The sequence below is a fragment of the Lactococcus taiwanensis genome (genome assembly GCF_017068355.1).
Classification (GTDB): domain Bacteria; phylum Bacillota; class Bacilli; order Lactobacillales; family Streptococcaceae; genus Lactococcus; species Lactococcus taiwanensis.
Genome location: NZ_CP070872.1, coordinates 1,514,594 through 1,537,825, shown reverse-complemented (window position 1 = coordinate 1,537,825; position 23,232 = coordinate 1,514,594). Strand labels below are relative to the sequence as shown.

Annotated in this window: 30 protein-coding genes and 2 tRNA genes; 31 read left to right on the top strand and 1 reads right to left on the bottom strand. The window is 35.7% G+C overall.

Translation table 11 applies throughout. From position 1 onward, the window contains the following. Nucleotides 1-7: 7 nt before the first annotated feature. The 24 genes from JW886_RS07585 (at nucleotide 8) to JW886_RS07470 (ending at nucleotide 18,078) form a co-directional block, all read left to right on the top strand. Entirely contained in the window at nucleotides 8-364 is a 357-nt protein-coding gene (locus tag JW886_RS07585) for a hypothetical protein (protein WP_205871756.1), read from the top strand. Between the two features lie 19 nt (nucleotides 365-383). Then, nucleotides 384-1,391: a major capsid protein gene (locus tag JW886_RS07580; RefSeq protein WP_205871755.1), complete on the top strand. Its 1,008-nt coding sequence runs from the start codon at nucleotides 384-386 to the stop codon at nucleotides 1,389-1,391. A gap of 9 nt (nucleotides 1,392-1,400) precedes the next feature. Then, the gene (locus JW886_RS07575) at nucleotides 1,401-1,625 is read left to right on the top strand and encodes a hypothetical protein (RefSeq protein WP_205871754.1); all 225 of its coding nucleotides are present in this window, start codon (nucleotides 1,401-1,403) and stop codon (nucleotides 1,623-1,625) included. 37 nt (nucleotides 1,626-1,662) lie between these two features. Continuing rightward, nucleotides 1,663-2,004 (top strand): phage head-tail connector protein, encoded by a 342-nt coding sequence (locus JW886_RS07570; RefSeq protein ID WP_205871753.1) that lies wholly within the window; start codon nucleotides 1,663-1,665, stop codon nucleotides 2,002-2,004. Beyond that, nucleotides 2,001-2,306, top strand: coding sequence for a hypothetical protein (locus tag JW886_RS07565; protein WP_205871752.1), 306 nt, complete (start codon nucleotides 2,001-2,003; stop codon nucleotides 2,304-2,306). Before JW886_RS07570 ends, JW886_RS07565 begins: the two co-directional genes overlap by 4 nt. After that, nucleotides 2,303-2,641 carry an HK97-gp10 family putative phage morphogenesis protein gene (locus JW886_RS07560; protein ID WP_205871751.1) on the top strand — a complete coding sequence of 113 codons (339 nt, stop codon included), beginning with the start codon at nucleotides 2,303-2,305 and terminating at the stop codon, nucleotides 2,639-2,641. The genes JW886_RS07565 and JW886_RS07560 overlap by 4 nt, the downstream gene beginning before the upstream one ends. Continuing rightward, nucleotides 2,638-3,027, top strand: a complete 390-nt coding sequence (locus JW886_RS07555) for a phage capsid protein (protein WP_205871750.1) — start codon at nucleotides 2,638-2,640, stop codon at nucleotides 3,025-3,027. Before JW886_RS07560 ends, JW886_RS07555 begins: the two co-directional genes overlap by 4 nt. Nucleotides 3,028-3,036: 9 nt before the next feature. After that, nucleotides 3,037-3,558 (top strand): phage major tail protein, TP901-1 family, encoded by a 522-nt coding sequence (locus JW886_RS07550; protein ID WP_205871749.1) that lies wholly within the window; start codon nucleotides 3,037-3,039, stop codon nucleotides 3,556-3,558. Further along, nucleotides 3,518-3,904 (top strand): fibronectin type III domain-containing protein, encoded by a 387-nt coding sequence (locus JW886_RS07545; RefSeq protein ID WP_241003753.1) that lies wholly within the window; start codon nucleotides 3,518-3,520, stop codon nucleotides 3,902-3,904. Before JW886_RS07550 ends, JW886_RS07545 begins: the two co-directional genes overlap by 41 nt. Before the next feature lie 37 nt (nucleotides 3,905-3,941). Further along, entirely contained in the window at nucleotides 3,942-4,313 is a 372-nt protein-coding gene (locus JW886_RS07540) for a tail assembly chaperone (protein ID WP_205871747.1), read from the top strand. 23 nt (nucleotides 4,314-4,336) lie between these two features. Then, on the top strand, nucleotides 4,337-4,651 hold the full coding sequence (locus tag JW886_RS07535) for a hypothetical protein (RefSeq protein WP_241003752.1): 315 nt from the start codon (nucleotides 4,337-4,339) through the stop codon (nucleotides 4,649-4,651). A 14-nt stretch (nucleotides 4,652-4,665) separates the two neighbouring features. Further along, nucleotides 4,666-7,119 (top strand): phage tail tape measure protein, encoded by a 2,454-nt coding sequence (locus JW886_RS07530; RefSeq protein ID WP_205871746.1) that lies wholly within the window; start codon nucleotides 4,666-4,668, stop codon nucleotides 7,117-7,119. A gap of 10 nt (nucleotides 7,120-7,129) precedes the next feature. Beyond that, nucleotides 7,130-7,891 carry a distal tail protein Dit gene (locus tag JW886_RS07525; protein ID WP_205871745.1) on the top strand — a complete coding sequence of 254 codons (762 nt, stop codon included), beginning with the start codon at nucleotides 7,130-7,132 and terminating at the stop codon, nucleotides 7,889-7,891. Then, entirely contained in the window at nucleotides 7,891-10,791 is a 2,901-nt protein-coding gene (locus JW886_RS07520) for a phage tail spike protein (RefSeq protein ID WP_205871744.1), read from the top strand. The genes JW886_RS07525 and JW886_RS07520 overlap by 1 nt, the downstream gene beginning before the upstream one ends. Before the next feature lie 19 nt (nucleotides 10,792-10,810). Continuing rightward, a complete protein-coding gene (locus JW886_RS07515; RefSeq protein ID WP_205871743.1) occupies nucleotides 10,811-11,779 on the top strand; it encodes a BppU family phage baseplate upper protein in 969 nt (322 codons plus the stop codon). After that, on the top strand, nucleotides 11,779-12,474 hold the full coding sequence (locus JW886_RS07510; RefSeq protein WP_205871742.1) for an Ig-like domain-containing protein: 696 nt from the start codon (nucleotides 11,779-11,781) through the stop codon (nucleotides 12,472-12,474). Before JW886_RS07515 ends, JW886_RS07510 begins: the two co-directional genes overlap by 1 nt. An 11-nt stretch (nucleotides 12,475-12,485) precedes the next feature. Continuing rightward, entirely contained in the window at nucleotides 12,486-12,884 is a 399-nt protein-coding gene (locus tag JW886_RS07505; protein ID WP_205871741.1) for a hypothetical protein, read from the top strand. A 20-nt stretch (nucleotides 12,885-12,904) separates the two neighbouring features. After that, nucleotides 12,905-13,255: a holin gene (locus JW886_RS07500; RefSeq protein WP_205871740.1), complete on the top strand. Its 351-nt coding sequence runs from the start codon at nucleotides 12,905-12,907 to the stop codon at nucleotides 13,253-13,255. Next, nucleotides 13,252-14,541, top strand: a complete 1,290-nt coding sequence (locus tag JW886_RS07495) for a LysM peptidoglycan-binding domain-containing protein (RefSeq protein ID WP_205871739.1) — start codon at nucleotides 13,252-13,254, stop codon at nucleotides 14,539-14,541. The genes JW886_RS07500 and JW886_RS07495 overlap by 4 nt, the downstream gene beginning before the upstream one ends. Before the next feature lie 1,271 nt (nucleotides 14,542-15,812). Beyond that, on the top strand, nucleotides 15,813-16,046 hold the full coding sequence (locus JW886_RS07490; protein ID WP_241003751.1) for a peptidoglycan-binding domain-containing protein: 234 nt from the start codon (nucleotides 15,813-15,815) through the stop codon (nucleotides 16,044-16,046). A gap of 146 nt (nucleotides 16,047-16,192) precedes the next feature. Then, nucleotides 16,193-16,723: a hypothetical protein gene (locus tag JW886_RS07485; RefSeq protein WP_205871738.1), complete on the top strand. Its 531-nt coding sequence runs from the start codon at nucleotides 16,193-16,195 to the stop codon at nucleotides 16,721-16,723. Between the two features lie 205 nt (nucleotides 16,724-16,928). Then, nucleotides 16,929-17,354, top strand: a complete 426-nt coding sequence (locus JW886_RS07480) for a DUF1761 domain-containing protein (RefSeq protein WP_205871737.1) — start codon at nucleotides 16,929-16,931, stop codon at nucleotides 17,352-17,354. A gap of 92 nt (nucleotides 17,355-17,446) precedes the next feature. Then, on the top strand, nucleotides 17,447-17,851 hold the full coding sequence (arsC, locus tag JW886_RS07475) for an arsenate reductase (thioredoxin) (RefSeq protein ID WP_205871736.1): 405 nt from the start codon (nucleotides 17,447-17,449) through the stop codon (nucleotides 17,849-17,851). A 65-nt stretch (nucleotides 17,852-17,916) separates the two neighbouring features. Continuing rightward, complete coding sequence (locus JW886_RS07470) at nucleotides 17,917-18,078, top strand: hypothetical protein (RefSeq protein ID WP_205871735.1); 162 nt, start codon at nucleotides 17,917-17,919, stop codon at nucleotides 18,076-18,078. Nucleotides 18,079-18,116: 38 nt separating this feature from the next. Here JW886_RS07470 and JW886_RS07465 read toward each other — a convergent pair whose 3' ends face one another. Then, entirely contained in the window at nucleotides 18,117-18,455 is a 339-nt protein-coding gene (locus JW886_RS07465) for an MmcQ/YjbR family DNA-binding protein (protein ID WP_205871734.1), read from the bottom strand. Between the two features lie 193 nt (nucleotides 18,456-18,648). Here JW886_RS07465 and JW886_RS07460 point away from each other — a divergent pair, with 193 nt between their 5' ends. The 7 genes from JW886_RS07460 (at nucleotide 18,649) to JW886_RS07430 (ending at nucleotide 23,065) form a co-directional block, all read left to right on the top strand. Beyond that, on the top strand, nucleotides 18,649-19,176 hold the full coding sequence (locus JW886_RS07460; RefSeq protein ID WP_205871733.1) for a Panacea domain-containing protein: 528 nt from the start codon (nucleotides 18,649-18,651) through the stop codon (nucleotides 19,174-19,176). Beyond that, nucleotides 19,161-20,114, top strand: a complete 954-nt coding sequence (locus JW886_RS07455) for a hypothetical protein (protein ID WP_205871732.1) — start codon at nucleotides 19,161-19,163, stop codon at nucleotides 20,112-20,114. The genes JW886_RS07460 and JW886_RS07455 overlap by 16 nt, the downstream gene beginning before the upstream one ends. A gap of 315 nt (nucleotides 20,115-20,429) precedes the next feature. Then, nucleotides 20,430-20,630 carry a hypothetical protein gene (locus tag JW886_RS07450; RefSeq protein WP_205871731.1) on the top strand — a complete coding sequence of 67 codons (201 nt, stop codon included), beginning with the start codon at nucleotides 20,430-20,432 and terminating at the stop codon, nucleotides 20,628-20,630. A 306-nt stretch (nucleotides 20,631-20,936) separates the two neighbouring features. Further along, nucleotides 20,937-21,010, top strand: a tRNA-Ile gene (locus tag JW886_RS07445). A gap of 355 nt (nucleotides 21,011-21,365) precedes the next feature. Further along, on the top strand, nucleotides 21,366-21,875 hold the full coding sequence (locus tag JW886_RS07440) for a coiled-coil domain-containing protein (RefSeq protein ID WP_205871730.1): 510 nt from the start codon (nucleotides 21,366-21,368) through the stop codon (nucleotides 21,873-21,875). 259 nt (nucleotides 21,876-22,134) lie between these two features. After that, the gene (locus JW886_RS07435) at nucleotides 22,135-22,806 is read left to right on the top strand and encodes a YoaK family protein (protein WP_205871729.1); all 672 of its coding nucleotides are present in this window, start codon (nucleotides 22,135-22,137) and stop codon (nucleotides 22,804-22,806) included. A 185-nt stretch (nucleotides 22,807-22,991) separates the two neighbouring features. Further along, nucleotides 22,992-23,065, top strand: a tRNA-Ile gene (locus tag JW886_RS07430). Nucleotides 23,066-23,232: the final 167 nt, after the last annotated feature.

The following is a 23,232-nucleotide window of genomic DNA, read 5'->3' as shown; positions in this document are numbered from 1 at the left end:
GAAAAAAATGGTATACGTACAAAAATCCCAAACTTATCAAGATATTAATTTTTTGAAGTCTCAAAAATTTCTATCATTCACAAAACAAGTAGATAAAACTCATAAAGGTGTAGTTGATGGAGTATTGCCAGCAGGCTCAATCTATCCAGCTAATGACGAAACAGCAGAAGGTATTACGATCAATGATGTTGATGTGTCTAAAGGAGCACAACCTGTTGGAGTAATTGTATCCGGACATATTTTAATTGAACGCTTGCCTGTTAAACCTGAAGATGCTGCTCAAACAGCAATGCGTGAGGTTAAATTTTATGATGCTAATGGCAAAATGATTGCTCTACCTGCTGCATCAGCACCGATTGAATAATTAAAAGGAGAACAAGTAAATGGTAAATATCGCAGAATTATTTTCACAAAAAAACGTATTGGATTACGTTAATAATCGTCAAGCTACACCTCTCTTAGGGGAAACACTCTTCCCAGCACGAAAAGTCCAAGGTTTGGAGTTTGATATTCTAAAAGCTGGCACACGTATTCCAACTATTGCTAGTGTGCACGCATTTGATACAGAGGCTGAAATTGCTTCTCGAGTTGCTTCTCGAAGTGCTCAGGAACTGGCTTTTATCAAACGTAAAATCCAACTAAAAGAAAAAGATCTCATTGCACTCCGCAATCCACGTACAGCTGAGGAACAGCAATTCTTAGAACAAGAAGTTTACAACGATGTCTATTCAATGGTATCTTCAGTAAATGCTCGTGTAGAAAAAATGCGGATGGAAGTACTCGCAAATGGTACTGTTACACTTGATGAAAACGGGCTTGATTTGGTAGTAGATTATGGAGTACCAGACGAACACAAAGCAACTGTTGATTTCGCTGACTCAGCAACCGATGTTATTGGTTTGTTAACAACTTGGGCAGGAACGCTAGATACGGCGCCTACTCGTATTTTAACTTCTTCAAAAGTCCGCAATGCTATTTTGCAGAATGCAGGTATTAAGGCATACTTCAAAGACGCTGGTTTGCTTCCAACAGCTGGTACGTTAAACCAACTACTCCAACAATTTGGTTTACCAACCATCGCAACTTATGACGCTAAATACTACAAAGAAAACGCTCAAGGAGTTTTGGTTAAAGAACACTACTTCCCAGAAAATAAGCTTGTTATGTTTGGAGCAGAAAATCCTGGGGAATCTATCTTTGGAGTAACTCCCGAAGAGTCACGATTGCTATCTAGCGGCTCGAATAACTATACTGTAGGAAATGTTTTCGCTATGGTTTATGAATCTAGTCTTGATCCGGTTGGAACATGGACTAAGGCAGCAGGTACTGCTTTGCCAAGTTTCCCTGAAGCAGATAATGTCTTCCAGGCAACAGTTTTAGCAGAAGGCTAGGAGTAAGAGATGAATAAGTGTAAAGTATTGAAACCTTTTACTGATATTAAAACTAAAGAGCTGTATCGTGCTGGTCAGGAAGTGGACATTAGCGATGAACGTTTTAAAGAAATGCAGAAAAATCTAGAAGTGTTTGGCGGAGGGTATTTAGAAATGATCCCTGAACAAGAAGAAGAGATTTCTGTTAAAGAAGTTAAAACTAAATCAAACAAAACATCTAAAAAGAAAGGATAGTCTCGTGGCTATCCTTTTATTTTGAAAGGAGTTAACTATGAGTGAAGTTTTAGCCGAAGTTAAGCGCTCTTTAGAAATTGAAGATGACGAGAAACTTGACCAACAACTTGAAGACTTTATAAAAAGAACATCAAAACAATTGTGTGTCCGATTAGGTTTTTTGAGTGAAGTCCCTGAGTCTATGGCCTACATCGTAGTAGAATGTACAATCAAGCGTTTTAATCGAAAGGGTAACGAAGGTATGGACTCATACGGTCAAGAAGGAGAAAGCATATCTTATGGAAATCTTCTTGACGAATTTGAGGATGATATAGATGCTTACAAGCAAAACGAGGAATCTAAGAGTGTTCCTCGTCGTGGAGTAATGACAGTTATATGAGATATGATAAAAAAATCATTTTTGTTATTGAAACTGAAGGTGGATATGATCCCGACTCAGGCGAGCATATAGAACCAACGAGCGATATGGTCGAAAAAATGGCTAATATCACTGACTTAGGAACTGAGCGCTCTAAAGTATTGTTTGGGGATATTAAACAAGGTGCAAAAGTTGTTCGTTTAATGAGACCATATCTGAAAGACTGGGACTATGCTTTCATTAATGACGTCAAATATAAGATTGTTACCAGCCGTGAATTACGACTAAAAAATACATTTATTATGCAGGAGGTAAAGGGATGAAAGCAAATCTATCATTCAAGGGAATAGATCAACTTGTTAAACATTTAGACAAAGCAGCGACCTTACAAGATGTAAAGCATGTTGTTAAATCTAATACAGCAGATATGACAGCCAAAATGCAGAAACTTTCTCCTGTTGATACTGGTAACATGAAGCGGTCAATTAAGATGGAGATCACTGATGGTGGATTTAGTGGTGAAGCTGGACCTCATACTGATTACTCGGCCTATGTTGAATATGGTACAAGATTTCAGGCAGCACAACCTTTTGTTAAACCAGCATTTGATGTTCAAAAAGGCGTGTTTATTAATGATTTAGAGAGGTTGTTGAAATGATAAAGACAAGAGACCAATCTATTTTTGATGAGTTGTTCAAACGGATTCAAGGCTTGGGTTATACAGTTTATGATTATAAGCCAATGAATGAAGTAGATTATCCATTTGTAGAAATGGAGAGCACTCAAACAATTCATGAACCCAATAAAACAGATATTAAAGGGACGGTAAGTCTTTCATTATCCATTTGGGGATTGCAGAAAAAGCGCAAAGAGGTGTCTGACATGGCAAGTAACATATTTAATCAAGTGTTGAATATTAAAGCTACAGACGGCTATTCTTGGGCTATAAATACACAAGCAAGTACGATCCAAATGATGGATGATACAACAACTAATACACCGCTCAAAAGAGCGCTAATAAACTTAGAATTTAGATTAAGATAGGAGATTAACATGGCGGATTTAACAGCTAAACAGGGTAAAGATATTATCTTGCTCTACCGTTTACTTAATAAAGCAACAGAAGAAGCTGCGTGGAAACTAGCTTTCCAAACTGATCACTCGAATGAAAAAACACGTGATTATAATACAACTGCGACCAAGGATGGTCCAGTTGGTGCCCTTGCAGAAATTGAATACAGTTTGTCTGCTACATCTATTGCAGCAAATGGTGACCCTCACCTTGATGAAATGGATGATGCAATGGACAACGGCGATATTATTGAAGTTTGGGAAATTGATAAAGCTGAAAAGGGTACAGATGATGAAAACAAAGGTAAATATAAAGCGAAGTATCTTCGTGCTTATCTTACAAGCTTTTCTTATGAACCAAATTCAGAAGATGCACTTGAATTAAGCATGGAGTTCGGCGTGCTTGGAAGACCTCAAAAAGGTTATGCTACTTTGACAGATGAGCAAGCAGATGTCGTGCAATATGTATTCAAAGATACTGCAAAAGAAACGGGAACACCCTAATGCTCCCCAGATGGTAACTGGGGTTATCAATGAAGACGGGTCAATTAAGCTTGATTGGGATTTAGACCCAAATGCACAAGCTTACCTTACACATTACGGAGAGGCTAATGAGTCTGACCCGCATAACGCTAAATTCATGGGTTATACAGAAACTAACTCATGGACTCTATCGGCTGAGAATGTTCCAACATTAACGACTGGAGATGAAATTTATCTGTATGTTCAGGCATACTTTGAGAAAGCTCCAGCGGATATTGAAACAGATGTAGACAAAGCAGCTTATCTTCATGACGGTGATTTTACTGGATCACCTTGGAGTGAAGCGGCCATACTAACAAAAGACTAGGACAATCCTAGTCTTTATTTTTTAAGGAGAAATATAAATGGAATTAACAATTAATGATAAACAATATGGTTTTAAATTTGGTGTGAAATTCGTGCGTGAATTAGATAAGACTTATCCAATCATGCAAGAAGGCATTGCTTTTGGTATGGGATTGACAGCAAAAGTTATTCCAGAACTTAAATCTGCGAATGTAAATGCATTAGCCACAGTTCTTTACTTAGCTAATCGCACAGAAACTCCGAAACTTTCTCAGGGAGACATTGATAATTATATCGATGATTGTGAAGATATTGAGCAACTTTTTGATGATGTACTAAAAGAACTTGCTGAAAGCAATGCGGGAAAGATCGCAATGAAGACGGTAGAGGAGCGAGTAGCGAAAGCTCAGCAAGCGGCTCAAAACGCCTAAATTCAGAAGTAGTTTATGACGAAATGATGCTGAATGCATTCCGTTATTTTGGATTAACTAGTCTTCTTGATTTTGAGCGTATGACTATTAAAGAATACTCAATAAGGATGAGCGCTACAGCTTTAAAGAACTTAGATCAGAAAGAACTTATCCATCAGCAAGCTTGGGCCAATTGGCAAGTACAAGCAACTAAAACAAGAGGAAAAACAGAAGTTCCTGTATATCGCAACTTTAAACAGTTCTTTGATAAAGAAAAAATTGAGAATGAGATATTAGGAATTAAAAAAGCTGAACCAGATAAACGTTTGATGGAGCTCCTTAAAAAGGCAAATAAATAGGAAAGGAGGAAAATATGGAATCTTTTAGTGTACAAGCCTACTTGAAAGCCACTGATAATAATTTTGTCAGTACCTTTAAAGAAGCTGCAAAACAAGTTAAGACTTTTCAAAAAGATACTAACAGTACGATGGCAGCCGTTGGTCAAGTTACAGCGAGCACAGGAAAAACGTTAACTAAAACTGTTACAGCACCAATTGTTGGTTTGGGTGTGGTTGCTACAAAAGTTGGTGGTGATTTTGAAGCGCAAATGAGTCGTGTTAAAGCTATTTCTGGTGCAACAGGTTCTGCATTTGATGAATTACGACAACAAGCAATTGATCTCGGAGCCAAAACTGCATTCAGTGCAAAAGAGTCTGCAGCAGGTATGGAAAATTTAGCTTCTGCGGGTTTTGATGCTAATGAAATTATGCAAGCTATGCCTGGATTGCTTGATTTAGCTGCTGTTTCTGGCGGAGATGTTGCACTTGCTTCCGAAAATGCAGCAACAGCGCTTCGTGGGTTTAACCTTGATGCAAGTGAGGCAGGACACGTAGCTGATGTCTTCGCTGAGGCAGCAGCAGATACTAATGCTGAAGTTGGAGATATGGGTTATGCAATGAAGTATATTGCTCCAGTAGCTAATTCAATGGGACTTTCTCTAGAAGAAGTAGCGGCAGCAATAGGTATTATGTCAGATGCGGGTATCAAAGGATCTCAAGCAGGTACAACACTCCGTGGTGCTCTATCTCGTTTAGCTAAGCCTACTGAGCCTATGATTGGTGTAATGAATCAATTAGGCTTAAGTTTCTATGATGCCTCTGGTAAAATGAAGCCTCTTAAAGATCAAATAGAGATGTTGCAAAAAGCGTTTAAAGATTTAACACCAGAGCAGCAACAAAATGCTTTAGTCACTTTGTATGGTCAAGAATCTTTATCTGGTATGATGGCACTTATTGATAAAGGGCCTGAGAAATTAGGAAGTCTTACTAAATCACTTGAAAATTCCGACGGTGCAGCCGACAAGATGGCTAGAACAATGCAGGATAACATGAACTCATCGTTAGAACAAATGATGGGAGCATTTGAATCTGCTGCTATTGTTGTTCAAAAGATTTTAGCACCAGCAGTAAGGCAGGTAGCAGATTTGATATCTGACTTAGTTCAAAAATTTGTTTCAGCTCCTGAACCAATACAACGACTAATAGTTGTTATTGGATTGATAGTAACTGCTATAGGTCCGCTGCTTTTAGTCATCGGAAAATCAATTAAGATATTTCAAACGATGAAAATAGGATTGATGGCGATTCAGGCAGGGTTAAGTTTAACTGGAACAGCTTTAAGTGGTCTGTTATTACCAATTACTGCTGTTATCGCAGTAGTAGTAGCATTAGCGGCTGCTTTTCTTTATTTCTATAACACTAATGAGGAATTTAGAAATAAAATAAATCAAGTGTGGGAATCAATTTTAGGCTTCATACAACCGATAGTAGAAACTATCTCGAATTTTATAAAAGAAGTTTTTGGAATGTTGTTAACTTGGTGGAATGAGAATCAAAACAATATCTTATCAATTGTTACTACTGTCTGGGGAGTAATTGAAGGAATATTTGAAGTGGCTATGATAGCAATCCAAGCTATTGTTTCATTAGTTTTAGGACAACTACAATCAGCTTGGGAAATTTGGAGCAATACTACTTCAGCGATTGTACAAGTTGCTTGGGCTATTATTTCGAATACTTTCAAAGGAACATTAGCAAATATTTTATCAATAGTAACTGCCGTCATTAATCAAATCAAACTGATTATTGATACTGTGATGAAAGTAATAGAGAATATATTCAAAATAATTCTATCCGCTATTAAAGGAGACTGGAGTGGTGTACTTGACGGTATTAAGGGTATTGTCGGAGCATTCGGTGATTATGTAACTGGTACTTTCGATAATATAATGGGACTGGCTAAAGATTTAATAAAAAATGGCGTTGATACTATTAAAGGAATATTTGACAGTTTATCTAAAATTAATCTGCTTGACATCGGTAAAGCCATTATTGATGGATTTGTTAAGGGTTTAAAATCAGCTTGGGAAGCTGGTAAAGAGTTCATTAGTGGTATTGGTGACTGGATCCGTGAACATAAAGGGCCTATTCGAAAGGATAAGAAACTTTTAACTCCAGCAGGTAATGCCATTATGGGAGGCTTGAATAAAGGGCTTTTTAGTGGTTTCAAATCGGTTCAGTCTAATGTCTCCAGTATGGGAGATAGGATTGGCGAAGTTCTGGGCTCAGATTATTCTATGGATATTGGTGCAAACGTAGCTGCTGCCAATCGTTCAATTGGTGGTACCGTAACACATGAAGTCAATATGAACAATGGTAAACAGCCAGCTTACGTAACTGTACGGGTTGGTAATCAACAGTTTAAAGCTTTTGTTGATGACATTTTAAATGCTCAAGGACAAGCAGTAAATCTGAATGGTGGATTCTAGAAAGGATAAAATGTATAAATTCAGAGACACAGTAAAACGAAAACATTATCATGATATTCCTTTTCTACCTACCAGCGCTATGCTCTATGATACGTCTTATTTGGAAGAGGTAATTAAAGGCTATCAAACTTTAAGCGTTGAGGGGAGAGAAATGTATTCCCTCGAGTTTGAAACACAGGATACACAAATGGGATCAGTAATCACAAATGCGAAACTTCCTGCTCGTGTGTTAACTGTGAAGTACAAGCTAGAAGATAAAAGCCCTGAGTTGCTTCAAGAAAAATTTGATACTCTGAAAGCTTTTTTGATTAGAGATAAAGATGTGCACATTAGATTTAAAGATGATTTAGAATACTATTTTGTAGGGAGATTTCAAACAGCTGATACAGTTCCAGGAGATACAAACTCTACAGTATCTACTTTTACAATCTATTGTCAAAATCCATTCAAGTATGGAAAGGAACAAACTTCTAAAGGCAAGATTATCAGTGAGTTACCCTATGCAGTTAAGCCTGATATTTTCGAAATAAAAATGCTAGAAAATAAATTAAATGCAACAGATGGCAACTATCACTTAAAAGTATCAAGTGCTGTTAAAGGTGATTTGCTGAAATTCGATTTTCAGAGAGGAGAAGTTTATTTAAATAACAAAAAAAGCGATAATATCCTCGATTTAGATTCTGATTTTAAAAATATTAGACTAAATACAGGTTGTGACTTCTCTGGAAGTAATTACGAATTAAAAATAACTTATAGAAAGGCGGTCTTATAGTGGCAAACATTTTATTTTTAGATAAGATGCAAAAAGTAGTGACATCAAAGGCTTCAGAAGAATTGATTTCATGTATACAAACTAAAGAAATTACTACAAATGCTTCTGAACTCCTGAATGATACCTTGTCGCTTACAGCGCCTTTCGACAATAAAATAGATTCAGCAAGTTATATCGCTCTAAATGATTCTAAAAGCAAAGAATTTTCTATGTACCGTGTTCTAACCAGTAGTGATCAAGACAATACACTTGAAATTGAATCTATAAATTTCGCTGTTGATGAACTTGATAATTTTATCATTAAAGATATAAGACCTAAGAACAGGTCTTTTTCTTATGTGATTCAGCAACTGCTTAGTGATTCTGGTTGTGATTGGGTGCTGGGTGTTTGTGAGCCTACAGCTACAGTCTCAAGTACCTTTTACTATACGTCAATGAAAGAAGCTTTAAAGTCACTACAAGAGTTAGGAGCTGAGTTTACTTTTTCTGTCGAAATATCAGGAAATAAAATCTCTAAAAAAATCATTAATTGTTATAACCAAATTGGTAAAGTGACTAACAAACGATTTGAATATGGGGAAGAAGTTTTAAGCATTGTACGACAACAAGATCGTACAAATATTGTCACGGCTCTAATTGGACGAGGTAAAGGTGAAGAAGTTGGGGATGGCTATGGCCGAAGAACTGAGTTTACTAACGTTGAATGGAAAAAGTCAGCTGGCAAGCCCTTAGATAAACCTAAGGGGCAAAATTGGATTGAGTATCCAGAAATGACAGCAGAATACGGAATTCCTTCTAATGGTAAAATGCTACCACGCAAAACCGTTGTAGTATTTGATGATGTGGATGATCCCGCAGAATTACTTCGAAAGACTTATGATCAGTTAGCATATTATTGCCGTCCTTTGGTACAGTTTAGTACTGAAATTCTAGGTGCCGATTCAATCGGTAACACAGTATCAATTCACCGTGGTGATCGTGGATATCACTATCAAACACGAGTATTTAAAGTTGTTACTGATTATACAAGCGGAAGAGTACAAGCGAGCTTAGGAGATAATTTAAGCGGTAACTCTCTTGATCGTCAGTTATCACAGGTTCAAAGTAATATCTCAGACCTTGATAATAATAAAATGACATTTTACGAGTCAACTGAGATTGGTAAATATCAAGATGACATCATGCGAGGAGCTGGAGCAAATGGTGGTTCTATCTATTTAGTTAATGGTATCGAGGCAGGTGTATCTAACTCTCGAGAGAGTTATGAACAAGTCTTTATGGACGGACCTAAGATATCTCAGTCCCAATATTTTATGATCCAGAATAACAGAGGGATATCTTTCAAGCAATGTAAGAAAGGCGAATGGACTACTATTCAGGATGTTCATAATGGAGCAAGTAATACCGCATGGACTTTAGATGGAACATTCAACGCCAATTTCATTCAAGCAGGAACGCTACAAGGTATAAAGATTAGATCAATTTCTGATGATTTCGTGGTTGAAATTAATGATGGGAAAATAAAATTTTTGAAACGTGAAGGTGATTCTGAGAAAGAAATGGTAGCATTTGCCCCTACCTATACTGATAATGATTTAAGAGGGATTGACCTCATTCAAAACCAAGGTTATTCATTTGCATTATCTTCAAAAGCTTCAAACGGAGGCTTGCTAAATGTCCTAGAAATACCAGAGGATAGCACGGCCGAGAATCGAAAATTGAAACTATATGGGGAAGTTAACGTTGATGGCAATTTCTACGTCAATGGCGTTAAGATTGACAAAAATGGGTTCTCTGGTGGAACTCTCGAGGTTGACAACCTCAAAGTTAATGATCGTATTGATGCCAAGGAAATCTACATTAACGGTGAAAAAGTAATACCTGGTCAAAACGGTGGAGGCGGCGGAGGTGGAACTGGCGGTTATCCTCCAGAAGTGACTACTGATGCTGATAAATTTGCTTGGGATGCGTGGTACTGGTTAATCAGTAATGGATATTCTAAGCAAGCGGCAGCTGGTATACTTGGGAATATTCAAGGAGAAGCTGGGGCAAGCATGAACCCAGATACCGAACAAGTAGGTGGTCCAGGTTATGGTATTGTTCAATGGGATGGCTCGGCATACCCACTTGTAGGAGAGGCTACATGGGATGGGCGTGAGTATGTTCAACGCTTAATGGCGGCAGCTGGAATTACAACAGACTACAGAACAATGGAAGCGCAGATCCGACTGTTAAATTGGTGCATGTACAATGGACAATGGATTGGTGCGGTAGATCCTACCACTGTTGAGGGATTAAAAAACATCACTGACCCTAAACAAGCAGCTTATGCTTTTGAGAAAAACTTTGAAAGACCAGCCACTGCTCATTCGGAACGACAAACCTATGCTCAAACTTGGTATGACAAATTCAAGGATTTGAAACCTAGCCAAAATACAGGAGAGAAAGGGTTGGAGCATCTTCAATTGCTTTTAGGTCAACGAGTTGGCAATGGTCAATGTTATGGGCTAAGTGCGGAGTATTCAGGATTTCTTGGTGGATGTGGTCTCGGTGCTGGAACAATATATGGTCTATCTCATGTCAGCGGAAAAGGTTCAACAAGTGCTGCTGCAGATATTGGTATCGCTTATAACTGGTCAGAAGTGGGATGGAAAGTTATGGAAAATCCATCTTACGATGATTTAGTTGTCGGTGCAATCATGAACTATGCACGAGGCGGGCACGTTGGAAGTTGGTATGCAGACAGCACATATGGTCATACTGGGATAATTCGTGGTTTAGAAAATGGAAAAATTCAGACCTATGAGCAAAATACAGAAAAAGGACAAATTTGTGCTGAATTGGAACGTGAGTTTTATAGCAGTTCTGATATTTCCTCAATTTGTATTCCACCAGAATAAGTTATGAGAAAGGAGTAACATGACAGAACAATATATAACGCTGTCAACTACTGAACCTAACAATAATGTTGGGGCTATAAAAATGCGTCATGCAGATAAAAATAGTCAAAAAATAGTCGTTCAAGTCGTAGAGAATGGTTTATCCAAAAGTTTTGAGGGGCTACAGCCTTATTTTTGTTTATTGGCCCAAGAAGTCACTGGACAAGGTGTATCAGAAGAACCCGTAGCTACTTTTGATGAAAAAAAGGGGACTCTAACCTATACAGCTAGTGACAATGCTTTACAGTTTGTGGGAAGAAATGAAGCTTACTTTAGTTTCAGAAAACAAGTCGGGGAACTTTGGATAGAACAGTTTTCTACACGTAATTTTCATTACATTGTAGAAAAATCGATCTATTCACAGCCCTTCAAGGATTCAAATTATTGGTGGACCTTTAAAGAACTGGATCGCATCTTTAAGCAATATATTGAAGATGGTAGAACGAGTTGGGAAGAGTTTGTTGAAGCTAATAGAGAAGTTCTTGAATCCATTGATCCTGGAGGAAAACTTCTAGACAAAGTTTTAGCAATAGAAAAAATTATTAGTCGTGAAGTACCAAATGGCTTTAATTTTATTATTGAGCATGATTCAGAGTATCAACCAGAAGTTAAGGTGACTAGTTATAAAAATGCAATTGGTACCGAGCCAGAAGGTTTTGATACTAGTGAAGTATTTGGAGGGGATAGGATTCAGGTAGTACCTTGTTCGATAAGCTATGATCGAAAACGAATTAATATAAAAATGCCTTATGACTATACAATGGATGGAGAGATAGCCATACATGATAATGTAGTCTTGCTTATTAATGGAGTGAATGTTTTGTGCTTTACTCTTAAGAGCGCAAATGTAACAACAGGAGCAGTGCAGATAGTCAAAACACCTCAAGATTTACTAGTGCAACTCATTACTGATACTTCAGTACAAGTAGATTGGAAGCGAGGTGACTAATGGCACTAACCTATAAAGTATATTTAGATGGAAATTTTCTAAAAGAAGTGGAAAATTTGAATACTATTGTTGATGGATTGACCAAAGATACAGAGTATACCATACAAATCAGTGAAACCGATGGCGAGTTAGAATCTCCTTTATCAGAAGCTGTTAAATTCGTTACTACTATCATTCCTGTAGAAGAGATAGTACTCAATACAACAGAGGAGACATTACTAGTCACTGAGAGTTTTCAGCTTTCCGCAACGATTGAACCAGATAATGCTACCTTTAAAGAAATAACTTGGAGTACGAGTGACGCTTTAATTGCGACTGTAAGCGAAACAGGGTTAATTGAAACCGTAGGCGTAGGCACTGTTAAAATTACAGCTGAGTCAGTAGATGGGATTAAGGGAACTTGTCAACTTACTGTTAATCCAGCGATTATCATACCCACCACGGATACAGTAGTTAGTGCTTTTGGAAGTGTAGATCCTATAGGGGCAGAGCTTCAAGGGCTTGATACCGGTGAAATTTTTGGTGGAACAGAACCCGTTGAGGTTATTATTCTTAATACGAAAGTGTTAGAAGAGAATACACTTCTTGAGATTTCAAGTGATTGGAATACAGGAGGTGCGTTGGCCAAAAAAATTAAGGATAAAAAATTTACAGCTATAACTGAAAATAAATCAATAGAAATTACAACAGAATAGGAGAAATAAAAATGGCAGATCTTAATGATATTTATCGTGGTATGCAAAATGGTGCAGAGACGATCGATGAAAATTTTAATAAGCTGAATACTGAGTTAGAAAGTACAGTAGATAATCTCAAAACAAGTAGCACAAAATTGAACAGTGACAATATGTCCGACATCTCTATATACAAGACAGGCAACAATGTTTACATTCGACTTGTTGGTTCTTTATCAAGTAAGGTAGCTAATGGTAATTTAATCGGTTCAATTCCTAGTGGATTTAGACCTAGTGCTGAATGGCATTATGATTGTTTTGGCGCTGGGGAGCTATATCGTGTTCTAGTGCGGCCGGACGGTGGGTTGCAAGCTTCGCAGGATATACCTTCGGGAACATCATTCCGAGATACAATTAATTACCCTATTTAATAGTAAGAAAGGAGAAGATATTGGAATATCAATTATTAGGAATTTCAGGTCTAATATTAATTATATTAGGTTTGACATGGTTAAAAGATGGGGAGAAAATGGACCCACCTTTGAAGAAAAGAATCATTATTGATTTGACAACAATTGCTTTATTTTGGATTGTATTTGAATTTTGGCAGTTCTCTATGGTCAAGCCCTACGAATACGAAGTGAATTGGATTATCAACGGTTCGCTCGCATTCTTTGGTGCACGCATGATTCAGCTCATTTGCCAAGTTAATCCAATGTTTCAAGAATTAGTGGATTATATGAAATCAAAGAATGCTAAAGGAAACGTTATTGAAAAGGAAAGTACGGAGGAGAATAAATGAAAAAATTAATTAAGGGAGCCGCTCTTATCATGGTGGCTTTTTTTGCTGTTGCAGCAAGCGGGCCAGTTTTTGCCGCAGTGGGTGACCAAGGGGTTGATTGGTCAAAATATAATGGCGATTACGGTAATTTTGGTTATGCTCATGATAAGTTTGCGATTGCTCAAATTGGTGGAACATATGGTGGAACCTTTGTAGATCAAGACACTTATGAAACTCAGGTAGCTTCAGCAATTGCGCAAGGTAAACGAGCCCATACTTATATTTGGTATCAAGTTGGAGGCTCACAAGAAATTGCAAAAGCTGCACTTGATCGTTATCTTCCTAGAGTACAAACTCCAAAAAACTCAATTGTAGCTCTAGATTATGAGAGTGGAGCAAGTGGAGATAAGCAAGCCAATACGGATGCAATTTTATATGGTATGCGCCGCATTAAAGCAGCAGGTTACACACCTATGTATTATTCATACAAGCCCTACACTTTGGCAAATGTTGACTACAAACGAATCCTTAAAGAATTTCCTAATTCATTGTGGATGGCTGCTTATCCTGATTATAATGTTACCCCATATCCTAACTACAACTTTTTCCCAACAATGGAAGGTGTCGGAGTTTATCAATTTACATCCACTTATATCGCTGGTGGACTAGATGGCGATGTTGATATGACGGGAATCACAGATAATGGCTATGGCGAACAGCAAGGTCAAGAAGTTAAACCTGACACTGATACACCAGCCATTGACAATGGTAAAGAAGCCAATGAAGTCAAAGGAAATGATGTAGAAGTTGGAATGACGGTTAAAGTAAACTTTGGTGCTACGAATTATGCCACAGGAGAAACAATTCCTCAATGGGTGAAAGGACAACCGCATAAAGTTATCCAGAAGAATGGAGATACAGTCTTGCTCGATGGTATTATGAGTTGGTTATCCATTCACGATGTTGAAACTATCGATGCTTCCACAGACCAATCGACAACTTCCACAAAAAGTTACATTGTAAAACAAGGTGATACACTTAGTGGTATTGCTTCAACTTGGGGTACGACATGGCAGGAGCTGGCTCTTCAGAACGGTTTGCCTAATCCGAATATGATTTATGTTGGACAGATTATTAATATCCCAGACGTTCATTCTGGTGCTACATCACGCACTTACACTGTTCGCTCTGGTGACAATCTTTCAAGCATTGCTCAACGCTTAGGGACTACTGTTCAAAACCTAGTTAATTTGAATGTTATTACGAATCCAAACTTAATCTATGCTGGGCAAAAATTAAACTATTAAAAACATACAGTAAAGCCTTGATTTTTACTTTATTTTTAGATAAACTTAAATTAAGTTTGACACTATGTTTTTCGGGTTTAAAAGGGTTCGATTCCCTTCCTCATCATATGCTGCATACCGGAGAAACTTCATTTACTATTATTCTTTTATTGTTTACAGGAGTAGCACTAGAAATTTTTATCGATTTCTTTTGTGACTTTCTTACGAGATATTTAGAAAAAATAGAGGTGGCTAATATGAACAAATATATTGTATCAGTTGTCAAATTTATGCTTGGATGTTTCGCGCAAGCGATGGGGTGTCTTGGTAGGCAGGGTAGCAAGCGCGGGACATATGAGCAACCTGACTTCGGTCAGGTTTTTTTGTTTTATTTAAGACGACAGCACTATAATACAAATACTCCAAGTTTTTCATAAAATATACTCCTATAACGAACGCCTTACTCCTATGAGGCGTTCTTTTTGTGAATTTAGATAAATGAATTCTCGATGTTTCTGTTATAGATTGTATGCCTTACAACTAATGGTTTGGAGGCGTTATCTTTTTAAGTATAGATTAAGAACAAATATATAGAATGAGAACAACTAATATTTAACGTAATATTGGTGTTAACTTTCTTCATCCTCCGCTTCGGCGGGGATTTTTTATTTTTTAAAATCTGCTATTGTATGGTATACAAAGTCTATAGTATATGTTAAGTATTTGTTAAGGCGATACTTATAGAATGAATAACATCTAATTAGTTTAACTATTAGATATTGATTGTCCGCTTCCGATACTCAAGCGTGAATCTCAGTTTTCCTATTTTCGGACCCTGACTTTTGTCAGGGTTTTTTTATCTTCTAATTGTAGCTTATTGTATGGTATACAAACACTTTTCAATCTATTAAGAAACAGTTAAGGGGGTATTTATAGAATGAAAATATCTAATAGCTTCATTATTAGATAATTTTTATCCCTAGCCGATACTCAGGCTTGGACTTTAGGCGTAGCTTTAGCTATGAATTTCATTTCCCTTCCCTGACTTTTGTCAGGGTTTTTTTAAATATTTTAGTAAATAAAATAAAAGGATTAATCTATGTTAGAAAGTACGATGAGAGGTTCATGCAATTTAGTTCACCTCTTATGACTTCTTAACCCGCTTCGGCGGGCTTTTTTATATTTTACTTTCTTTGAAGAAAAACGCGGCAATAGTGATAACTAATATACAAATGATAGCCCACGGTAAATTATCTAATGATTTCCTGGATATCATCACGTAAATAAAAGATATGAGAATAATTAATGAGATAATAATTACTGCTCAGTCTGATAGCTCGCTGACAGGTTCAAACGTGGTTAAAGCGTTACAAAAATTCTTAGGTATTGGTAAAGATGGTCTATTTGGTCAAGCCACTATTAAAGCTTTGCAAAAACACCTAGGAACAACTCAAGATGGCATCATCAGTCCAGTTTCTGATTCTGTGAAAGAACTTCAACGGAGGTTGAATGCAGATAAAATATAAAATAAAAATCTGTTAGCTTATAGTGGCAGCAAATAATATAAAGTGCTATAATTTACTCGTTGAAATGTTAAAAGACTCACAATGTATTTTATAGCATTTTTATCGAATATAAATGTGGTGTCTAGGAGAATATCTAGGAGGATATTATGAAAAAAATAGTTTTAGGTACTTTAGCAGCGTTAGCATTTATAACTGGAGGAGTTATTAACGCCCATCAAGTGTCCGCAGATACAGCGCAACTCCACGAAAGAATTTTTAGAATTTATAATCCAAATACAGGTGAACACTTACTTACACCTGCCGGATGGGAAGTTGTAGTTTTAGAGAAAGCAGGATGGAAAGCTGAAGGAGTTGCGTTTTATATACCTTTAACTGAACCTCCATACTCAGGATATCCAGTTGTGCAACGTTTATATAACGCAAATGCAGGTGATCATCACTACACAACAAGTAATTTTGAAGCCACGAGCTTAGTTTCAGTTGGTTGGAGTAATGACGGAGAAGCATTTACATTCCCAGTTGCCAAAGCAAAAACTGGTGTACCTGTATATCGCCTATACAATCCAAATGCCAAAGTGGGTTCACATCACTTTACAATGAGTTCTTATGAGAGAGATTCACTAATTAAAGCTGGATGGAAAAATGAAGGAATTGCATTTAACGCTTATACTAAATAATTATTAAAAAATAACCCTGACTTTGGTCAGGGATTTTTTATGATATTTTGTAAATAAAATAGATTAAACTATGCTAGAATATAAGCATGAGAGGTTCATCAAACTTAGTTCGCCTCTTATGGCTTTTTAACCCGCTTCGGCGGGTTTTTTTTGTTTGGAAATTATATGGTATAATTCAACTATAAAAATATTTTAGGAGAAAACGATGATTAATTGGCAAGTAATTCTTTTTGGAACGATAATATGGATTATTATAGAAAGCCTATTATATAACCCTATACATAGCTGGGGTAAATTTTGGGCTAAGGAGTCTGGCATGGAAGCTAAAATGGAAAATCAGACGATGACAGCTGGTGATATGGTCTTCACGTTTGGTGGGACAATTATTGGAGGACTCCTTTTATCGTCTGCGACTTATCAGGTCATTTATTGGTTTTCAAAAAATGATAATGACGCATGGATGATAACCTCACTTCAAGGGGCTTTATTACTTTGGTTAGGGGTGTATGGGGTGTCATCGTTTGTCATGTCGGTTTATTCGGGACAATCTAAGAAGCTTGTTGGCTTACATTTAATCAACGGTTTTCTGGGCCTGCTTGCTATAGGCTTAGTAATTGGTTTTTTAGGATAGTTTATCCGTCGCTCCGGCGGGATTTTTTAGCTAAAAAAACCATCTAAGTAGGGTATAATAAAATAACAATATTTAGTAGAGGTAAAAATATTATGAAGAAGATTTACTTTCTTTGCACTGGGAACTCTTGTCGCTCTCAAATTGCTGAAGGCTATGGTCATCAATTTTTAGAGGGATGGGAAGTTCGATCGGCTGGCATAGAAACGCACGGATTGAATCCCAGAGCTGTAGAAGTTATGGCAGAAGTTGGTGTTGATATTTCTAATCAAAAGTCTGAACTAATTGATATGGATTATTTTAATAGTTGCGATTTAATCATTACTTTATGTGGAGATGCTCTCGACAAATGTCCAATGATACCTAATGGGACGAATCACGAACATTGGGATTTACAAGACCCAGCTCGAGTATCAGGAACAGATGATCAAATATTAGAAGCATTCAGAAATACAAGAGATTTAATAAAAGTGCAAGTTGAAAAATTAACAGAATTGTAAATTCACCCCGTTTTTGCGAGCTTTTCTGTTATACTTTAATATATAGTATAGGAAGGAATAATATTGTGGAATTTAAAATTGGAGAAGCAGTATATTTACCAGAATCAAAATATCCCGGTGTAGTGGGGACTGTTATAGCAGAAAATAAAAAAGGAATTTTAGTTAGTTTTAACGGTACCCAGCAACTTTATTTTGAAGAAAATGAACTTCAATCTTATAAAAAGTAAGATATTCATAACCTGACCTGACTTCGGTCAGGGATTTTTTATTGCGTTAGCTTATCACTTTCTTGAATCATCTTAATAAGACCTTCTAGTGGTAAAGAGGTATTGTTAACTCTCACTGTATTCCAATGAGTTTTATTCATATGATAACCAGGAAATACACCGTCATATTCACGTACTTCCTCACCATGTTCTGGAGCAAGTTTTAAATCGATAAGTAAATCATTATCTTTTTCAAAAATTAAAGCGATAATTTTTTTATTTCTTTTTTGTCTAATGGCAGTCCATAAGATCTTTTCACGAGTGTTATCATTAAATGGGTAATCCTCATAAGAATTAGTATTTTTTAAAACTAAATTTATTAATTCTTCCCGTGTCATATTAAACTCCTTTTTTTGTAATTATATCACTAATATTATAAAATGATTTAGAATAATTTATATTTGCTCCAACGGATATTTCGTTCTTAAACAGTCTAATCAAAATTTGTGGAAATATTGACAAAAAACAGTAATAGTAGTATAATACATCGACTAATAGGCGTAATGGTTTATAAAATATGGAGGTTTTATAATGAGTGATTTTACATTACAAGATCCAGTTTCAGTGGCTAATTTTATCATTGATTATGCAAAAAAAAGAAAGAAGCCAGTTTCAAATTTACAGCTCCAAAAAATAATGTATTTTATTCAGGGAGCCTTCTTAAATAAATATGATTCTCCATTAATAAATGGTACCTTTTCGAGGTGGCAATATGGTCCCGTCATAAAAGAGGTCTATGCAATTTTTAGAGAAAATGGTCCATCGCCAATCGAAAATATATCTATGACTGTAAATTTTGAGAATAATGGATTTGAGATAGAGAAAGGACCAAAAACTACAAGCGAAAGCCTCGGAAATAGTAGTGTATATAGTTATTTGAAAGAAATTACTCTTGAGTTGTTAGATGTTTCGCCTTGGGAATTGGTAAAAATTTCGCATGAACAGGAAATATGGTCATCTTATAAAGATGAAATTGTAAAACATTCAGCTCCAGATTATGAAAATAAAGAGATAAAAAAAGCGTGTAAGGATAATGTTAGTTTATGGCACAAACAATAACAGAATTTGAATTACTGAAATTGATTCTGAAAAGTTTTGATATTAATAGTGAACAATATATAAATAAAACTTTGCAATTAACTTATGTTAATCTAAGCACAAATGTTAAAAGTATTGATCGAGTTGATAATATAGCCAGCATTATTTATGGGTTTTCTGAAGATGAATTTATAAATATTCAGAGATTTTTTGGATTACTGGAAGATGACAAAGAAGATTATTTCTCGGGATTTATTGAAGAAATAAAAAATAAAGAGATAGTTACCCCTCAGGGGGAAAAGTTGAATGAAGCGTTTTCGAAGAAATTTTCCGAACATATTCGTTTATGTTGCTTTCAAAGAAATTTTATGATGGCTGTGTCAAAAAATGCAGAAGAAATAGCCATGAGCACTTTAGAATTAGCTGATACAGCCAAAGATGCTTATGACACTGTAGGTCAAGCTGTTAAAAAAGCTGAACGTTCTGCTAATAGTGCAAAAAATATATCAACAGAAGCGAAAAAAATTGCAGTTGAAGCAGAGAAAGTAAAAGGAAAGATATATTCTGAATTCATAGCTATATTAGGTATCTTCACGGCAATTTCTTTTATGTCCATGGGTTCTTTACAGGTTTTAGGAGATTTGTTTAAGGATGTAAAAAATCCAACTTCGTCTTCACTTGGTTACGCAATGATTATCGGGGGGATTTATATTTCTATCATGTATGTTTTTATCATTATTATGTTTGTAGGGATGAAAAAAGTTATAGGTAATGGTGATAAATACAATTTTAGTACTGGGGTTTGCGCATTAGTGCTTATAACAGTTTGTACACTAATAGGCATTGGACTTTTTATGGTAAATTGTCTTATACCTGGTTTAATGTTTATAACCGTATGCATTGTTGGATTAATTGTTGCATTTCTTGCAACTCAATCTATAACAACTGAAACCGAATAATTCTTCGCCCTCCAGGGCATTTTTGTTTTATTTAAGCAATTAAATATATAATTGATTTACTTTTCATAAAGTAAATTCCTAAGCGCCTCTCTCCTAAGGGGTGTTTTTTGTATAGAAGATTTCTTTAGGTTTATTCGTAAATCCTAGTGCCCAAGTAGCTGATTACTTTTTGTTTGACCCCTGTTTTCACAGTTATTGTTTGGTATTAACAAACGTTCGTTGCATTAAATATGATTCCGATCATTGTTTGGTATATACCTAAAAACGTTCTATGCTATAATCTGTAAGAAGAAATTTAGCAGAAGGAAAAATAAAATGGTTAGAATCAGCAAAAGCTGGTATTATTTAATGGCGATGGGATTGATAGTTGGCATTGGAGGGCATTTAATGTTTAACGGTGCCGTAGATGAAATACTTGAATTCATAGGATTTATGGAATTTATTGGTGCACTAGTGTGTGGACTTACCGGTTTAATCATAAAATATCTACGGAAAAAGAAAGGCTTACTACATTAATTTATATTTTTGCCCAGATTTAAAGGTCAATTAGAGAAAACAGGCATATTTACATTGACCAACCGATTGAATTATCGGTCAAGCAGACTTAGCTAAAGTTGTAGGAGATTGACCATTATATGTTTGGTAGAGTTTAACGTGGTATAATTAAAAAGTCTTAACCTTAGGCAGCCGACTTTTTTGTCGGTTTTTATTTTGATTTAAAAATTATATAATAGAGTCTAGTGAGTGAGAAGCTAAATTCTTTTCAAAAATTTGTAATCCGCAGTTCCACTCACACCTATTAAGGTGCTGTGGGTTTCAATTGGTTCTTTAGCTTAGCTGGTTAAAGCCCTCCGCTCATAACGGAGTTACCGCTGGTTCGAGTCCAGCAAGAACCATGATAGTCGACGATAATATCTGACTTCGGTCAAGGCTTTTTTGTTTTATTTAAGAACCTCAAACTATAATATAATTATTCCAATTAAAAATTTTTCATAAAGTTTACTCCTAAAGCGCCTCATTGCATTGAGGTGCTTTTTAATCTAATTATTCCTAACAACTAACATTGTGCCCTGCCCTCTATTTACTCAGGTTATGCTAGTCATCTCTCGCTTTAACGATTTTCCCTCTATATAATAATACAAATATACTATAAGTGTCTAAAAGTGTAAGATAATTTAATATAACCTATTGAATAAATTATACCAATTTGCTAATATAGAAGCCATGTAGAAATGGAGATAGTTTAGAAACATGAAGAACTATAGAAAAACAATTATTTCAGCATTTATTTTCGCAATCGTCTTTAGTGGTTGTTTGGGTGCAAAAGCTTTAGCTGAAAACTATTGGGCAGGACATGCAGATATTGAAGTTATTAATCAGAATATTGATACTTTAACCAATCGCATTCAAACAAAGAATCAAAAAATTTCTGATCTCAACAATACTGTCAAAGATTTACAAAATACAGTAAACTCAGAAAAACAACAGGCAACATCACTTAACCTACAGTTGGAGCAAGCAAATTCTGATAAGCAAAAGGAAATTCAGCAAAAAATTAATGAAATTAACGAAAAAATTGCGGAGGGGAATCAAAAAGTAGCAGATAAACAAAAAGAACTTGATACTGCTAATCAAACAATTAGTAGTCTTCAAGCTCAAATTAGTGATTTGCAAGCAAAATCAGGCCAAAATGACCAAGCTTTAAGCGATGTTCAAGCAACACGTCAAAAGGCTGATCAAGCGGTTCAAAATGCTCAGTAATTTTTATATAAAAATCACTAAAGTCCTTTGTGGTTTTTGTTTTATTTAAGTCGCTGATTATATAATTAACTTACTTTTCATAAAATACTTCTAAAGCACTTCTCTCCTAAGAGGTGTTTTTTTATTTGGTTGATTATAACAACAATTGCTTTATACTTTAATTCCCTCGGAGTTAGGTAATTATTCCGTCTTTAGTGATAATTTCTTCTATTTTTATGGAGTTGAGTATAAAAAATAATAATCTGCTATAATTCTAAATATGAATAAACGAGCTAAAGAAAAATTGGTAGTCCCCTTCCTTTTGGCGCTTAACGCAGGATTTATCGATGGATTTTCATTCTTTCACTTTGATTATCGATTTATTGGCATGCAGTCAGGAAATGTAATTCAGGCAGGAATTAGTATAGCTAAAGGGAGTATAATAAATTTTTGGGATTTCGCTATACCAATTATTTTGTTTATCTTAGGTGTGATCACACGTGGTTTTTACTCCTATTATTTGACTCAAAAGGGGCGATTCGAATTTTCCAGTTTGATTTTACTCCAATTATCCGGTATTACAATTTTAACAACAATATTTGCTCTGGGAGTAGATTTATCAGCTACCCTATACGTGGGTTTGTTTAGCTATTTTATGGCAATACAATTTGATGCATTTTCGAAAATCAGGGAATTAGGATATAGCAATATTATTATGTCTGGTAATATAAAATCATTAGCCTCAAATCTTACACAATATATTTTGACAAAAAAAATAACCTATCTTCAGGCAACTAGAATATATATGGGGCTAATAATATCCTTTTTTGCAGGAATAATTATTTCTGTTACAATTGGAACACATTTCGGGAAGTGGACATTATTAGGGTCTAGTCTGGTCCTTTGCTTAGTATTTATTATCACTCGCTCTGAGGAAAAAATGAGTTTGTGATAAAATTAAAAAGTCTTAACCTTAGGCAGCCGACTTTTGTCGGTTTTTATTTTGGATAAAATACAATTTAGTTTATAATGAATTATGTGAGTGACAATAACAATATAAGTTGGAATTCATCTTGTTTATAAAAATGGCTTACAGTGGCACTCATACCTGAAAAGGGGCTGTAAGCCATTATAATAGGTTCTTTAGCTCAGTTGGTTAGAGCTAACGGCTCATAACCGTTCGGTCGCTGGTTCGAGTCCAGCAAGAACCATACTGCCCCTTTTAATCCCCTTTTGTTAAAATACACAAATAAACGTTGATACTAAAGCATTATCTTCTGTCGCTAAGACAGAGTTTTTTTATAAAAAAGAAGAGACTGTAGCAAGTAAACTCCTAAAATTGATCACATAATATTTTTAAACTTCGCAAAAAGCAAAT

Coding starts and splice junctions, on each gene's coding strand:
- JW886_RS07585 (WP_205871756.1), top strand. CDS start 8: ATGGTATACGTACAAAAATCCCAAACTTATCAAGATATTAATTTTTTG.
- JW886_RS07580 (WP_205871755.1), top strand. CDS start 384: ATGGTAAATATCGCAGAATTATTTTCACAAAAAAACGTATTGGATTAC.
- JW886_RS07575 (WP_205871754.1), top strand. CDS start 1,401: ATGAATAAGTGTAAAGTATTGAAACCTTTTACTGATATTAAAACTAAA.
- JW886_RS07570 (WP_205871753.1), top strand. CDS start 1,663: ATGAGTGAAGTTTTAGCCGAAGTTAAGCGCTCTTTAGAAATTGAAGAT.
- JW886_RS07565 (WP_205871752.1), top strand. CDS start 2,001: ATGAGATATGATAAAAAAATCATTTTTGTTATTGAAACTGAAGGTGGA.
- JW886_RS07560 (WP_205871751.1), top strand. CDS start 2,303: ATGAAAGCAAATCTATCATTCAAGGGAATAGATCAACTTGTTAAACAT.
- JW886_RS07555 (WP_205871750.1), top strand. CDS start 2,638: ATGATAAAGACAAGAGACCAATCTATTTTTGATGAGTTGTTCAAACGG.
- JW886_RS07550 (WP_205871749.1), top strand. CDS start 3,037: ATGGCGGATTTAACAGCTAAACAGGGTAAAGATATTATCTTGCTCTAC.
- JW886_RS07545 (WP_241003753.1), top strand. CDS start 3,518: ATGTATTCAAAGATACTGCAAAAGAAACGGGAACACCCTAATGCTCCC.
- JW886_RS07540 (WP_205871747.1), top strand. CDS start 3,942: ATGGAATTAACAATTAATGATAAACAATATGGTTTTAAATTTGGTGTG.
- JW886_RS07535 (WP_241003752.1), top strand. CDS start 4,337: ATGATGCTGAATGCATTCCGTTATTTTGGATTAACTAGTCTTCTTGAT.
- JW886_RS07530 (WP_205871746.1), top strand. CDS start 4,666: ATGGAATCTTTTAGTGTACAAGCCTACTTGAAAGCCACTGATAATAAT.
- JW886_RS07525 (WP_205871745.1), top strand. CDS start 7,130: ATGTATAAATTCAGAGACACAGTAAAACGAAAACATTATCATGATATT.
- JW886_RS07515 (WP_205871743.1), top strand. CDS start 10,811: ATGACAGAACAATATATAACGCTGTCAACTACTGAACCTAACAATAAT.
- JW886_RS07510 (WP_205871742.1), top strand. CDS start 11,779: ATGGCACTAACCTATAAAGTATATTTAGATGGAAATTTTCTAAAAGAA.
- JW886_RS07505 (WP_205871741.1), top strand. CDS start 12,486: ATGGCAGATCTTAATGATATTTATCGTGGTATGCAAAATGGTGCAGAG.
- JW886_RS07495 (WP_205871739.1), top strand. CDS start 13,252: ATGAAAAAATTAATTAAGGGAGCCGCTCTTATCATGGTGGCTTTTTTT.
- JW886_RS07490 (WP_241003751.1), top strand. CDS start 15,813: ATGAGAATAATTAATGAGATAATAATTACTGCTCAGTCTGATAGCTCG.
- JW886_RS07485 (WP_205871738.1), top strand. CDS start 16,193: ATGAAAAAAATAGTTTTAGGTACTTTAGCAGCGTTAGCATTTATAACT.
- JW886_RS07480 (WP_205871737.1), top strand. CDS start 16,929: ATGATTAATTGGCAAGTAATTCTTTTTGGAACGATAATATGGATTATT.
- arsC (WP_205871736.1), top strand. CDS start 17,447: ATGAAGAAGATTTACTTTCTTTGCACTGGGAACTCTTGTCGCTCTCAA.
- JW886_RS07465 (WP_205871734.1), bottom strand. CDS start 18,455: ATGACACGGGAAGAATTAATAAATTTAGTTTTAAAAAATACTAATTCT.
- JW886_RS07460 (WP_205871733.1), top strand. CDS start 18,649: ATGAGTGATTTTACATTACAAGATCCAGTTTCAGTGGCTAATTTTATC.
- JW886_RS07455 (WP_205871732.1), top strand. CDS start 19,161: ATGGCACAAACAATAACAGAATTTGAATTACTGAAATTGATTCTGAAA.
- JW886_RS07450 (WP_205871731.1), top strand. CDS start 20,430: ATGGTTAGAATCAGCAAAAGCTGGTATTATTTAATGGCGATGGGATTG.
- JW886_RS07440 (WP_205871730.1), top strand. CDS start 21,366: ATGAAGAACTATAGAAAAACAATTATTTCAGCATTTATTTTCGCAATC.
- JW886_RS07435 (WP_205871729.1), top strand. CDS start 22,135: ATGAATAAACGAGCTAAAGAAAAATTGGTAGTCCCCTTCCTTTTGGCG.